Here is a 13,583-nt window from a genome sequence, read left to right as displayed (position 1 = left end):
TTTAATGTTTGGTTAGACCTAATTTTTTTCCTTTTTCAAGCATTAAATTAAAAGCAGCTTGGTGTTCGTTTGGGATTACTCCATCTAAAATAGCTTCTTTTATAGCTTCTTTTATTATTCCAATTTCTTTTGAAGGTTTTAAATTAAAGGTTTTCATTATTTCTTCTCCAGAAACAGGTGGTTGAAAATTACGTACATGATCCTTTTCTTCGACTTCAATTATTTTATCTCTAACAATTTTAAAATTATTATGATATTTTTCAAAACGTTTTGGATTTTTTGTAGTGATGTCAGCTTCGCAAAGTGTCATTAAATCATCTACATAATCTCCTGCATCAAAAACTAAACGTCGTACAGCAGAATCTGTAACTATATCCTGAGCTAAAACGATAGGTCTTGAGCTCATAAATACCAGTTTTTGGACAAATTTCATTTTATCATTTAAGGGCATTTTTAAGCGCTTAAATAAATGATATACCATTTTAGAACCTTCAAACTCATGCGCATGAAAGGTCCAACCTACTTTTTTGCTAAAACGTTTTGTTGGTGCTTTTCCAATATCATGTAACAAAGCAGCCCAACGTAACCAGACATTGTCTGTGTTTTTTGCAATGTTATCCACAACTTCTAAAGTGTGATAAAAATTGTCTTTATGTGTTTGTCCTTCGACTTCGTCAATACCTTTTAGGTTTGTTATTTCTGGTAAAAAGTGTTTTAAAAGCCCAGTTTTTTCAAGTAATAAAAACCCTTTTGAAGGTGTTTTACTTTCTAGTATTTTATTTAACTCGACAACAATACGCTCTTTAGTTATAATTTTAATGCGCTCATTATTTCTAGTAATTGCGTTTAAAGATTCGTCTTCAATTATAAAATCTAATTGGGTTGCAAATCTAACAGCACGCATCATACGTAATGGGTCGTCACTATAAGTAATATCAGGGTTTAAAGGCGTTTTAATAATTTTATTATCTAAATCCTTAATTCCATTAAATGGGTCTAGTAAATCGCCAAAATTAGCTTCGGATAGGTTTAAAGCTAACGCATTAATTGAAAAATCACGACGGTTTTGGTCATCTTGTAAGGTTCCGTTTTCGACTATTGGGTTTCTGCTATTTTCGTTATAAGATTCTTTTCGTGCACCAACAAATTCAATTTCAATATCATTAAAACGTAGCATTGCTGTACCATACGTTTTAAAGACTTGTACTTTTGGTTTGTTAGGTAATAGTTTGGCAACTTCTTTAGCAAGTGCTATTCCGCTTCCAATAGCAACAATATCTATGTCTTTAGCATTACCTCTTTTTAAGATGTAATCACGTACAAAACCACCAATAACATAACTGTCTAAATTTAAGTTTTTAGACGCTTGAGTTATGATTTTAAATATTGGGTTTTGTAATGCTTGTTTAAAATTCATTATAAAATTTACTCACGGATAATTTTAACTTCTCCTTTATTAGATAATTTAATAATAGTAGAAGGGTTTCCTCCATTTTTTTGTTGGTCCAAATTTACGACATAATCTACACCTTTTATAACTGCTTCATCAATTTCTTTAAAGGATTTTGGTGTAGACTGACCAGCTATGTTTGCTGAGGTAGATACAATTGGTTTTCCAAAATATTTTATTAGTTTTTCGCAAAAAGTATGGTTAACAATCCTGATAGCTAAAGTGTTGTCTTTTGCAACTAGGTTTTCTGCAATTCCAGCTGGAGCATCATAAATAACTGTAGTTGGTTTGTCTGCAATATCTAAAATGGTATAGGCTATTTTTGGAACGTTATCTACATGTCTTTCTAGCATGCTATAGTTGTTTACTAAACATATTAAGGCTTTGGAGTCATCACGCTGTTTTAGTTTATATACTTTACGTACAGCATTAGCATTTGTTGCATCACAACCAATTCCCCAAACTGTATCTGTTGGGTACAAAATAAGTCCACCTTGTTTTAAAGTTTCTATTGCTTTTTCTATTTCTGAAGACATGCTAACACTCATTTTTATTATATATTTGAGGAAACAAAAATAGATGAAATTAATTTATTATAAATCTGAAAAAGGAAATTTTGGTGATGATTTAAATTTATGGTTATGGCCTAAAATTTTTGGAGACACTTTTTTTGATAATAATGATGTGGCATTTTTTGGAATAGGTTCAATTTTAATAGAAAATTCATACTTTTTAAAAGAAGCAGAAACCTGTAAACAAAAAGTTGTTTTTGGAACAGGAGTAAGGTCTATTAATGAAAAGTTCAATTTTGATGACTCTTGGGATATTCGTTTTTTACGTGGTCCATATAGCTCATTAAAATTAACTAATACATTAGATAAATATGTTGCTGATGGTGCTTACTTTTTAGCATTAATACCAGAATATAAAGACTATTTAAATATACCAAAACAGCATGAAATTGGTTTTATACCTTATTTTAAATCTATAGATAAAGTAAATTGGCAGCAGATTTGTGATCAATTAGGCTGGAAATTAATTTTACCAACCAATGGAGATGTTGAGCAGTTTATGAAAGATATTTCAAGTTGTAAAACTATAATTAGCGAAGCTATGCATGGTTGTATTTTAGCAGATGTTTTACGTGTACCATGGAAACGTTTACGTTTTAATGCACACTTGCATGAAGGTGAAAAAGTCTCTGAATTTAAATGGAATGATTGGTTGTTATCTGTAGGCATCAAAGACAATATTTATATTGAAGCACCATCTTTAAGACGTCGAAAACTATATAAAATCTTTAAAACAGCTTTTAAAAAGAAAAACGAAAATTATTTACTTGATAAATTGAAAAACCATCAGAGTATTGATTTTAATTTATCAGATAATAACGTGATGTCAGACTTAATTGTTTCAATGAAAGAGGAAGTATTTACATTAAAAAAAGACTATCAATTATAAATGTTTAAGCAACTTAAAATTAAATACAGAACGTTTTTATTAACACAAAAACTAAAAAAGGAAAACAAGACATTTGATTTTAATAATTTCTTATTCTCTAAAAAAAACGTGTTAATTATTGACGAGATTATACCTGAATTTAATAAAGATTCTGGTTCAAGACGTTTGACTGAGATTATCAAATTGCTTCTAAAAAATAAGGTTTCAGTTTTTTTAATTGCGGATTTAAAACAGTATAAATACAAAAGCGATTATATTCAAAAGTTTATTGATTTAGGCGTTAATGTATATCAACCAAGTATTGATAAGTCTGGAAATTTAGTTACAAAAGAAGATTTTATAAAACTAGTTGCTCCAAAAATGGATATGGCTTGGTTACATAGACCATTAATTTTTAGTAAGTTTCAATCTATTGTAAAATCGGCAAATCCAGATATTAAACTAGTGTTTGATATGGTGGATTTTCATTACATAAGATTATTAAGAGAATACGAGCTTACTAAAAACGAGTCATTAAAAACGGAAGCAGAAAAATTTCTAAAAATTGAACTTGAAAATTGTAAAATTGCAGATACTGTAATTGCAATTTCTACCACAGATAAAGTGTTGTTAAAACAGCACTTTAATGAAGAAGAAAAGGTAGTGTTGATTAGTAATATACATCAACATCTAGAAAAAAAACCTGACTTTAATAGTTTTGAAAATAGAAAAGATATGCTTTTTGTAGGAAGCTTTAGGCATGACCCAAATATCGATGCTGTAAAACATTTAAGACAAGATGTTATGCCAATAGTTTGGCAAAAATTACCAGAAGTAGAAGTTAATATTGTTGGTAGTTATTTTACTGAAGAAATAAATAATTTGGCTACTAATAAATTTAACGTTTTAGGTTTTGTGGATGATTTAAATATGTTTTTAAATAAAACAAGATTATTTGTTGCTCCTTTAAGATTTGGTGCAGGAATTAAAGGAAAAATTGGACAGAGTTTAGAGCATAGTTTACCCTTAGTAACTACAGATGTAGGAGCTGAAGGGTTTGAATTTGGAAATCAAAAAAACACAATGATTGCTAATACTGCAGAAGATACTGCCAAAAAAATAATTGATTTATATACTAATATAACGCTTTGGAATGCTGCAAGTGATAGCTGTCAAACTATTTTACAACCATTTTCTTTAGCGACAACAGAAGCTCAAATACTACAAATAATTAACGTTTAGCTCTCATAGAAAAACGCAAACTATCTCCTCCTTTTAAAGCTATTTTAAAAGGAATAGCATGTTTTTTAGGCTTAAAAATGCTTTTTACACCATATTTTAAGATTAAAATAAAACGTAGAAACTGATAATATAAAGCACTGTAGTTTTTCTTGATAACATATAGGTAGGATACTGTAAACTCTCTTTTTAAAGCGACATTACCAGAGCTTTTTCCCATATAATGGATAAAGCTAGATTTTGGATAAAACTGGGTAGAATAACCTTGCTTTTTTAAACGTAAACAAATATCCATTTCTTCATAAAATAAAAATATTTCAGGATCAAAACCACCTGCTTTTTCATAAGCATCTGTTTTAAAAAACATAAAAGCACCAGACACTAGATCTACTGTAAATGGTTCTGATAAATCAGAATTATATAGTTTACTGTAATACTTAACTGGTTTTTTCTGGTCAAATAAATGGTAACTTAAATCTATAAATTGTCTATAGCTATATTTAAAAGTGTCACCTTCAGCATCAACTTGCTTTAAGCCTAAACAACCTACCTCAGGATGTGCATCACTATAATTTAATAATTGTAATAAAGCGTTTTCTGTTAGCTCAGCATCATTATTTACAAATGCTAAATTACGTCCTTTGGCTTGTTGGTAACCTAAATGGTTTCCTCCACCAAAACCTAAATTGTCGTCACTTTTAATTAGTGTAAAATTTGCATATTTTAAATGATTTTCTAAAGTGTTTAAATCGTCTGTTTTGGATTGATTATCAACAACGATAATCTCAAAACTAAGATTTTTAGTGTATTTGTAAATAGAGTCAATACAATTTATAGTATAACCGGAAGAGTTGTAGTTTACAATAATTATAGAAACATCCATGTAGTTGATTTTCGGTAAAAATAAATAAAACCAATAGATTGGTTCACTTAAGTTTTTATTATTTGTTAATTTTGTTTGACTAATTACTTATAATGAAAAACATTGTTGTTGGCTTTTTAATGTCTTATGACTACGATAAATTAAAATTATCTATTCCTCCAGTTTATAAAGAAGCAGATAAAATTTATCTAGCACTTGACCATGAACAAAGTACTTGGAAAGGCGAACATTTTGAAGTAGATCCTGCTTTTTTTGAATGGTTAGCACAATTTGATAAAGACAATAAAATTGAAATTTATAAAGACAATTTTTATGTACCAGAATTAAATGCAATCCAGAATGACACTAGAGAGCGTCATATGCTATCCTTAAAAATGGGAATTGGTAATTGGTTAGTTCAGGTAGATTCTGACGAGATTTTTATAGACTTTAAACAGTTTGTAAACACTTTAAGACAACACGATAAATTTTTAGATAATCCTAAAAAAAATCCAGTTCAAATTGCTGGATTTTTAATTAATATCTATAAATATTTAGAGGAAGGAATGTTGTATGTTGACGAGCCAACAAAGGTAATGTTAGCAACAAATTACCCTAATTATAAATATGCAAGAAATAATAAAGAGCGTGTTATTTATACCAATAATGTATTATTGCATGAATGCTTGTCAAGAGATGAAGCATCGCTTAAATTTAAGTTAGATAATTGGGGACATTCTCATGAACTAAATGATCAGTTTTTCCCTAAATGGCAAAAAGCTAATAAAGACAATTATAAAGAATTAAAAAACCTGTTTTATTTAGATCCAGAAATATGGAAAAGCTTAGGTTACTTTCCAACACATGATCTAAACCAAATTAAAACGATGGTTGAAAATGATGAAAGTTTAGCACCTTCCAAATCATTTTTGAGGAAAAAAAACTTTGGACAATGGTTTAAGTTTTTAAAGATTTTTAATAAAAGTAAAATAGACTTTGAATCTTATTTTTAAAATGAAAAACTTAAAAACAACTTTATTAATTGCTACTTATAATTGGCCAAAAGCTTTAGAATTGGTCTTGTTAAGTGTTTTGAAACAAAGTCAATTACCTGACGAGATTATTATAGCAGACGATGGGTCGACTGAAGACACAAAATTGTTGATTGATAGTTTTAAAACACAGTTTTCCATTCCTGTAAAACATATTTGGCAAGTAGATAATGGGTTTAAAAAAGCACATATTTTAAATAAAGCGGTTGCACAATCCTCAGGAGAATATATTATTCAGGTCGATGGAGACTGCATTATGCATCATCATTTTATAAAAGATCATTTACAGTTTGTTAAGGATAATACTTATCTTTTTGGTTCTCGTGTAAATATTCAAAAATCACATTTAGAGACGTTATTTAGTAGTAAACAAATACGTTTTAATGCTTTTTCTAAAGGAATTAAAAAACGTACACGTGCATTGCATATTCCATTTTTAAGTCAGTTGTACAAGCCAAGTACTGAATTTTCTAGCAAGTTTAGAGGCTGCAATGCATCTTACTTTAGAAAAGATTTTATTGCTGTAAATGGTTATAACGAAGACATTACAGGTTGGGGAAGAGAGGATTCTGAACTAGTTCTTAGATTTCATAATATAGGATTACAAGCTAGACGTTTGCGTTACAGAAGTATTGTATTTCATATTTATCATAATGAAAAGTCTCGTGATAGATTTGAAATTAACGATTCTATCGAGCAAGAGACAGTCAATAAAAAAATAAAATGGGCTAAAAACGGAGTTGATAAATATTTAGCTTAATCAATATTACGATACATAGTCCAAAGTTGGATATAGCGTTTAAATACCGAAAACGCATGGACATAACAAATAATAAAGCCTTCTTTACCATCTAAAAATCCAAAACGTAAAAAGTATTGATGCATAAATCTGTACCAAGGTCTAAATAAAAAATGGTACAAATTTGGTCGTACATTTTTTTTAAATAAAGCTTCTGCTTGTAATTTACTGTATAGACTTAATTTGTTGTTATACGTATCAAAGTCTTTATAAGTTTGATGATTTATTGCGTGCTTTAAATTGCCTATAGTTGTAGTGGTTTCAATCGCTTCATGGACAAGTTTTCCGTTATACTTACAATGATTTTTGTTAAATAACCTAACAGCAACATCTGTTTGAAAGCCACTATATTTTATGCGTTTTCCCATAAAATGAAAGTCGCGCTTAACGCGAAACGCTTTATTTTTAGGATTAGATTTAACTGTAGTTACAATTTCTTTAGCTAAAGCTTCAGGAATAATTTCGTCTAAATCAAAAAAGGTAACCCAATCATGTTTAGCTAAACTAATGGCATAATTTTTTTGAGACGAAAAATCATCAAACTCACGTTGTATAAAAGTAACATTGTGTTTTTTTGCTAACTCAGCAGTTTTATCTGTACTAAAAGAGTCTACTATAATAATTTCGTCTGCAAAAGACAAGCTTTCTATATAGCGTTCTATATTCTCTTCTTCGTTATATGTAATAGCTAAAGCGCTTATCATGAAATAGAAAGTCTGATTTTTGGCAAATATAACCATTAGGCTTTATATATTTGTGCGAAGACTATTCAATTTAAGAACAATGCCAAAGCTTCCAATATTAATGTATCATAGTGTAACCACTCAGTCAAATGAGAGTCATGGTTTAACTATTGATGTAAAAAAATTAGAAGAACAATTACTATTTTTAAAATCTGAAGGCTATACAACCTTTCATTTTAAAGATTTACAACAATTTAAATCTGCACAAGAATTTCCTGAAAAATCAGTAATTATCACTTTTGATGATGTGTACGTTAATCAATTAGAATTAGCTTATCCATTGTTTGTAAAGCATGACTTAAAGGCGTGTTTTTATATTCCTTTTAAGTATGTTGGAGGTGTCAATACTTGGGATAAAGGTACAGAACCTATAATGTCTGTTGCACAATTACAGTCTTTAAGTAGTGACGTTATCGAGCTTGGCTTACACAGTTTTGCACATCAACGTTATGATCAATTATCTATTGAAACTATTCAAAATGACTTTGATTTATGTAAAAATTTTATAATAGAAAATAGACTAGATATTAATAACACCATAGCTTATCCTTATGGTAAATATCCTAAAACAGGAGAGGAGCAACATGCTTTTTTTAAATGTTTAAAGCAAAATAATATTGCTTATGGTTTACGAATTGGAAACAGAGTGAATACCTTTCCGTTTAAAAATCATTACGAAATCCAACGTTTAGATATTAAAGGAGAGGATAGTTTGAAAGTTTTTAAGAAGAAATTAAAGAAAGGAAAGAGTTGGTTTTAGTTAAAAGAGGGTTTTACTACCTAATCCCTTTCTGCAACAACATTAACTTAACATATCTAGAAAACACACCATAAGCATTAATGCTGGCTACTGCTAATCCAGGAATACCATCCATAAATCCACGACGTAAAATATAGCTACTAAAAAAACGATAAAAAGGTTTAAATGCTAAATGGAAATAAGTGGCTTTTTTTCCTTTTTTAAGTAGTTGTTCTGCTTGGAACCAAGCATAACTGTCTTTTTTACTAATATAATGTAGTAAACCTTTATAGGTAAAATGTAATACAGGGTTTTTAAGTTGTCCAATAGTACCATCTACAATCAATTTTTCGTGTACTAATCCTTCAAATTTACAATTATCGCGTTTAACTAAACGTGTCACATTATCACTATGATTATATAAAAAACGATTCATATAAAAATGCGGAAAATTTAGTTTGTAACCAGCATGTTTATTTCTGTCCATTGCAGCAATAATTTCTTGTTTTAAGGCATTTGGAACACGCTCGTCAGCATCAATAAACAAAATCCATTCTCCAGTTGCATACTGCAACGCATGATTTTTTTGATTAGAAAAATTATCAAATTTTCTGGATAACACTTGACAATTATAACGCTCTGCAATCTGAACTGTTTTATCAGTACTCATTGAGTCAACTACTATGATTTGATCAGCAAAACGGATGGAACGTAACGCGTTTTCAAGGTAGTCTTGCTCGTTATAAGTTGGTATGATTACAGTAAGTGATTTCATCTAAAAAGTAAAACACAAATTTACGTTAATAATTCTAGCTTAAACAAATCTAAGTTTATCAATACTTTAAATAGTCTTATCTTTGTAGCCAATAAAATGTCAATTAAATGAGTGGTTTACCTATTACAGTTATTGTTAGTACTTATAATTCTGAAGCTTGGCTTGCCAAAGTTTTAGAAAGCTACAAGCATCAAGATTATGAAAATTTTGAAGTGATTGTTGCTGATGATGGATCACGTGAAACGACTAAACAATTAATTGATAGTTTTAGGGAAGATTACCCAGTAACCTTACGTCATATTTGGCATGAGGATAAAGGCTACAGACGTCAAGAATTATTAAATAAATGTATAGTACAAACAGAGCATGACTATATTTTAATGACAGATGGTGATTGTATTGCACGTACAGATTTTGTGTCGACACATGCTAAATATGCAGAGAAAGGCTATTTTCTATCTGGTGGTTATTTAAAATTAGATATGCCAACCAGTGAAATGATTACCTTAAAAGATATCGAAAGCGAAAATTGTTTTGACACTAATTGGCTTAAAAAAAATGGAAGTGTTAGTTTTAAAAATGCATTAAAAATGAATGCTAGTGGTATTTTGGCAGATGTTTTGGATGTTGTAACACCAACAGGAGCAACGTTTAATAATTGCAACTCAAGTGCTTGGAAAGACGATTTAATAGCAATAAATGGTTATGACGAGCGTATGCAATATGGTGGGCCAGATCGCGAATTAGGTGAACGTTTATTTAATTATGGTATAAAGTCTAAACAAATTAGACATAAAGCAATTGTGCTACATTTAGACCATCCAAGAGGTTACAAAACCAAAGAGTCTTTAGATCGTAACTTAGCAATTAGAAAAAATGTAAAGGATAATAAGGTGATTAAAACACCTTATGGTATTGAGAAGTTAAACAGTGATAAGTAGTTAGTCGATACTTAGCATCTTGGCGTCTTTGCGAGAAAGCTTTTTATGAAAATTTTATTTCTTCAAATGTAACTTCAAAAAAGCATCCAATTTTGGAATAATCATTTCTGGAGTTAGTTGTTTATACATGTAGCTTGGATCTTCTTCAATTTTACGACGTTCTTCTCTGTCTGTAGAAAATAAATCAGGTTTTTCTTCTAGTAGATGAATAGACGTGTGCGTTTTACCATCTTCAAAACTTGCCCAATGCTCTTTTAAAACATAAGGAGAAAATATAGTAAATGTTGGCTTGTTTAATGCTTTAGATATATGGACAATACCACCTTCGTTACCAACTAATAACTCGCATTTATTCATTAAAGTTATAAAACCTCTAATGCTATCTTCATAAATGTCAATAATGATGCTATCCTTGTTTGTACACTGCTTATAAATACTTAATGCATCTTCTTTTTGATGTGGAGAGTAATTAAACAACACATTAACATCATAAGTAGAAGTTATATGGTCTATTAGTGTAACAATATATTTATAAGGCATCGATTTTTGAGGTGTACTACCTAAAATACCCAACATTATTGCTGGTTTATTGTATTTGTTTAGTTTGTCGTATTGTAGCTCTGTTTTGGTTAAAACAATATGTGGCTCATAATCTATTTTGTCTTCAGCTAAAGGAAAAAAGGAATTAAACATATGGATTCTATCTTCAATAGCTTTACCACAATTATGTGTTTTTTCTTCTAAAAACGGAACTGTATGTGTGTAAAATTTAAACCAAGGGTTTTTACCACGTTTTTGAAAACCAATACGCATTGCTGCTCCAGAGAAGTAACAAATAATACGACTTTGAAGTTTGGAATATGGATCAAAAATAATGTCGTATTTAGTTTTTTTAACACGACCTATTAGCTTCTTTAAATTATTGATTTGTTTTAATTCTTTTTCGTTTACAGCAATAATATTGTCAATATTTGGATTGTTTTCAATAACACCAACTGTAAAGTCATATACTAAATAATCAATTTGACTATTAGGATAAACGGTTTTCATGTTCTGTGCAATGACAGATGCAATTAGCACATCACCAATTCGTTTATTTTGTATAACAAGAATTTTTTTCATTTATGTAAAGCTAGTTTCAGTATCTTTTAAAATATTATTTTAGCTATACCGCAAAATATAATTTTATCGGCTTTTATTAAAATTTAGTTTGATATATCTTTGAACAATTACTAAAATTAAAATTATTATACACATTCATCCAAAATACCAGTATTTAAAAGAACAACTTCAAAATTGTATTTCAACATTTGAAAGCTCTGGTAATGCTGTAACTATAGGTCAACGTAATGTTATTAAATCTTTTGATATTGATGGTTTAAAAGTAAATATTAAATCCTTTAAAGTGCCTGGTGTTTTTAATAGTTTTGTCTATAAATATATACGACCCAGTAAAGCAAAACGATCTTTTGAGTATGCAAATAGATTGATAGATTGTGGCATTTCAACACCTTTTCCAATTGCTTATCTAGAAAACAGTTCTGCTTTTGGATTAAAAAGCAGCTATTATATTAGTTTGCACATAGATTATGATTTTGAGTTTAGAGAATTAATCCACAAACCTTTATTTCCGGAACGTGACAAAATCTTAAAGCAATTTGCAGAGTTTACGTTTAAATTACACGAAAATAATGTCAATTTTTTAGACCATTCTCCAGGAAATACGTTGATTACTAAAGACGAAACTGATTATAATTTCTATTTAATAGATTTAAATCGTATGCGTTTTGAAACCATGACTTTTGACAAGCGCATGCATAACTTTAGACGTTTATGGTTATCTAAAACTATGGTTAAGGTTATTGCAAAAATGTATGCAGAATTATATAACAAAACCTATCAAGATACTCATGACGCTATGCTAAAACATAGCAGATCGTTTCAACTAAAAATTAATAGTAAAAAGTTGAGACGTAGTGGTCGTAAGATGAGGTTTAAGTCTTGATCTACAAAAAATAAGCCTCTAAATTAAAATTTAAAGACTTGATATTTTTTTTTAAAATGGACTATTTATACAGCCACATCATACTCACGTAACGCATCATTTAAAGACGTCTTCTTATTAGTACTCTCTTTACGTTTTCCAATAATTAATGCACAAGGCACTTGAAACTCTCCTGCAGCAAACTTTTTAGTATAACTACCAGGTATTACAACAGATCTTGAAGGTACACGACCTTTCATCTCTATAGGTTCTGGACCAGTAACGTCAATAATTTTAGTACTCATCGTTAATACTACATTAGCACCTAAAACAGCTTCTTTTTCTACATGTACACCTTCAACAACTATACAACGTGATCCAATAAAAGCACCATCTTCAATAATAACAGGAGATGCTTGTAAAGGTTCTAAAACACCACCAATTCCAACACCACCAGACAAGTGTACGTTTTTACCAATTTGCGCACAACTACCAACAGTTGCCCAAGTATCTACCATTGTACCTTCATCTACATAAGCACCAATATTAACATAACTTGGCATTAAAATAGTTCCTGCAGAAATATAAGCACCATGACGTGCTACTGCGTTTGGTACCACTCTAATTCCTTTTTCTTTATAACCTCTTTTTAAAGGGATTTTATCATGATATTCAAAAATACCAGCTTCTAAAGTTTCCATTTTCTGGATAGGGAAGTATAATACAACCGCTTTTTTAACCCATTCGTTAACTTGCCAACCAGTAGCAGTAGGTTCTGCAACACGTAATTTACCTAAGTCTAAAAGGTTTACAACCTCTCTAATCGCTTCAATAGTTTTTGTTTCAGTTAATAACTCTCGGTTGTCCCAAGCAGTTTCAATAGTTTTTTGTAATTCTGTCATGATAATTGTTTAATGTTTTTCCTGTTAAAGCAGAAGTTTTTTATTGTTTGTCATTCCTGCAAAAGCAGGAATCCACTATTTGTTCTTGTTATTCTTGATATATTTTGTTTAAACTATACAAAACACTCAATTGGACGTTAATTTTAACGTCACGCAAATATAATTCGTAAAAATTAAAATATGGCACAATATTTAAGGTGTTAATAGTATAAAACTATAAATTTGTACAAAAATTAATATGGCTCGCATTTTAGCAGTAGATTTTGGTAAAGTTAGAACAGGATTAGCAGTTACAGATGAGCTGCAAATCATTGCTTCTGGTTTGACTACTGTTAACACTAAAGAGCTTATTGCATTTTTAAAAGACTATCTAAATAAAGAGGACGTCGAGCTAATTTTAGTAGGAGAACCTAAACAAATGGATAATACGCCAAGCGAAAGCGAAGCACTTATTAAACCGTTTTTAAGTCAGTTGCAAACTTTTTTTCCTAGTATACCTGTAAAAAGAGTGGACGAGCGTTTTACCTCTAAAATGGCAGTGCAAACATTAATTGATAGTGGATTAAAGAAAAAACAAAGACAAAATAAAGCGCTTTTGGATGAGGTTAGTGCAACCATAATCTTGCAAAGTTACCTTTATAATCAATAAAAGACAGT

The 13,583-nt window shown here is 29.8% G+C and carries 15 protein-coding genes; 8 read left to right on the top strand and 7 right to left on the bottom strand.

All coding sequences use genetic code 11. The features are described 5' to 3' along the window. Position 1 precedes the first annotated feature (1 nt). Both SJY17_RS14780 and SJY17_RS14775 read right to left on the bottom strand, forming a co-directional pair. The gene (locus SJY17_RS14780) at positions 2 to 1,417 is read right to left on the bottom strand and encodes a CCA tRNA nucleotidyltransferase (RefSeq protein WP_397363342.1); all 1,416 of its coding nucleotides are present in this window, start codon (positions 1,415 to 1,417) and stop codon (positions 2 to 4) included. 8 nt (positions 1,418 to 1,425) lie between these two features. Next, the gene (locus SJY17_RS14775) at positions 1,426 to 1,998 is read right to left on the bottom strand and encodes an L-threonylcarbamoyladenylate synthase (RefSeq protein ID WP_397363341.1); all 573 of its coding nucleotides are present in this window, start codon (positions 1,996 to 1,998) and stop codon (positions 1,426 to 1,428) included. A gap of 31 nt (positions 1,999 to 2,029) precedes the next feature. On the opposite strand from SJY17_RS14775, the gene SJY17_RS14770 reads away from it, so the two are divergent. Then, the gene (locus SJY17_RS14770; protein WP_397363340.1) at positions 2,030 to 2,911 is read left to right on the top strand and encodes a polysaccharide pyruvyl transferase family protein; all 882 of its coding nucleotides are present in this window, start codon (positions 2,030 to 2,032) and stop codon (positions 2,909 to 2,911) included. Beyond that, entirely contained in the window at positions 2,912 to 4,132 is a 1,221-nt protein-coding gene (locus SJY17_RS14765; protein WP_397363339.1) for a glycosyltransferase, read from the top strand. Here the strand turns inward: SJY17_RS14765 and SJY17_RS14760 are convergent. Then, positions 4,122 to 5,012, bottom strand: a complete 891-nt coding sequence (locus SJY17_RS14760; protein ID WP_397363338.1) for a glycosyltransferase family 2 protein — start codon at positions 5,010 to 5,012, stop codon at positions 4,122 to 4,124. The genes SJY17_RS14765 and SJY17_RS14760 overlap by 11 nt on opposite strands. A gap of 92 nt (positions 5,013 to 5,104) precedes the next feature. Between SJY17_RS14760 and SJY17_RS14755 the strand changes: the two genes are divergently transcribed. Both SJY17_RS14755 and SJY17_RS14750 read left to right on the top strand, forming a co-directional pair. Further along, a complete protein-coding gene (locus SJY17_RS14755; RefSeq protein ID WP_397363337.1) occupies positions 5,105 to 6,004 on the top strand; it encodes a hypothetical protein in 900 nt (299 codons plus the stop codon). Between the two features lies 1 nt (position 6,005). Beyond that, positions 6,006 to 6,803 (top strand): glycosyltransferase family 2 protein, encoded by a 798-nt coding sequence (locus SJY17_RS14750; RefSeq protein ID WP_397363336.1) that lies wholly within the window; start codon positions 6,006 to 6,008, stop codon positions 6,801 to 6,803. On the opposite strand, the gene SJY17_RS14745 is transcribed toward SJY17_RS14750, so the two are convergent. After that, positions 6,800 to 7,546 carry a glycosyltransferase family 2 protein gene (locus SJY17_RS14745; RefSeq protein WP_397363335.1) on the bottom strand — a complete coding sequence of 249 codons (747 nt, stop codon included), beginning with the start codon at positions 7,544 to 7,546 and terminating at the stop codon, positions 6,800 to 6,802. The two genes, SJY17_RS14750 and SJY17_RS14745, sit on opposite strands and share 4 nt — an antisense overlap. A gap of 79 nt (positions 7,547 to 7,625) precedes the next feature. On the opposite strand from SJY17_RS14745, the gene SJY17_RS14740 reads away from it, so the two are divergent. After that, positions 7,626 to 8,345, top strand: coding sequence for a polysaccharide deacetylase family protein (locus tag SJY17_RS14740; protein WP_397363334.1), 720 nt, complete (start codon positions 7,626 to 7,628; stop codon positions 8,343 to 8,345). A 16-nt stretch (positions 8,346 to 8,361) separates the two neighbouring features. Here SJY17_RS14740 and SJY17_RS14735 read toward each other — a convergent pair whose 3' ends face one another. Then, a complete protein-coding gene (locus SJY17_RS14735; RefSeq protein WP_397363333.1) occupies positions 8,362 to 9,099 on the bottom strand; it encodes a glycosyltransferase family 2 protein in 738 nt (245 codons plus the stop codon). 107 nt (positions 9,100 to 9,206) lie between these two features. Between SJY17_RS14735 and SJY17_RS14730 the strand changes: the two genes are divergently transcribed. Then, positions 9,207 to 10,040: a glycosyltransferase family 2 protein gene (locus tag SJY17_RS14730; RefSeq protein WP_397363332.1), complete on the top strand. Its 834-nt coding sequence runs from the start codon at positions 9,207 to 9,209 to the stop codon at positions 10,038 to 10,040. A gap of 54 nt (positions 10,041 to 10,094) precedes the next feature. On the opposite strand, the gene SJY17_RS14725 is transcribed toward SJY17_RS14730, so the two are convergent. Then, positions 10,095 to 11,162 carry a glycosyltransferase family 9 protein gene (locus SJY17_RS14725; RefSeq protein ID WP_397363331.1) on the bottom strand — a complete coding sequence of 356 codons (1,068 nt, stop codon included), beginning with the start codon at positions 11,160 to 11,162 and terminating at the stop codon, positions 10,095 to 10,097. Positions 11,163 to 11,445: 283 nt separating this feature from the next. Here SJY17_RS14725 and SJY17_RS14720 point away from each other — a divergent pair, with 283 nt between their 5' ends. Further along, positions 11,446 to 12,045, top strand: a complete 600-nt coding sequence (locus tag SJY17_RS14720; RefSeq protein WP_397363330.1) for a lipopolysaccharide kinase InaA family protein — start codon at positions 11,446 to 11,448, stop codon at positions 12,043 to 12,045. Between the two features lie 65 nt (positions 12,046 to 12,110). Here SJY17_RS14720 and SJY17_RS14715 read toward each other — a convergent pair whose 3' ends face one another. Next, a complete protein-coding gene (locus SJY17_RS14715) occupies positions 12,111 to 12,926 on the bottom strand; it encodes a 2,3,4,5-tetrahydropyridine-2,6-dicarboxylate N-succinyltransferase (RefSeq protein WP_397363329.1) in 816 nt (271 codons plus the stop codon). 238 nt (positions 12,927 to 13,164) lie between these two features. Between SJY17_RS14715 and ruvX the strand changes: the two genes are divergently transcribed. After that, positions 13,165 to 13,575, top strand: coding sequence for a Holliday junction resolvase RuvX (ruvX, locus tag SJY17_RS14710; RefSeq protein ID WP_397363328.1), 411 nt, complete (start codon positions 13,165 to 13,167; stop codon positions 13,573 to 13,575). The last annotated feature ends 8 nt before the right edge of the window (positions 13,576 to 13,583 follow it).

The organism is Olleya sp. R77988, from assembly GCF_044594215.1.
Lineage (GTDB): Bacteria > Bacteroidota > Bacteroidia > Flavobacteriales > Flavobacteriaceae > Olleya.
Note: the sequence above shows the minus strand (reverse complement) of the source record. Positions and strands in the feature narration are given on the sequence as shown.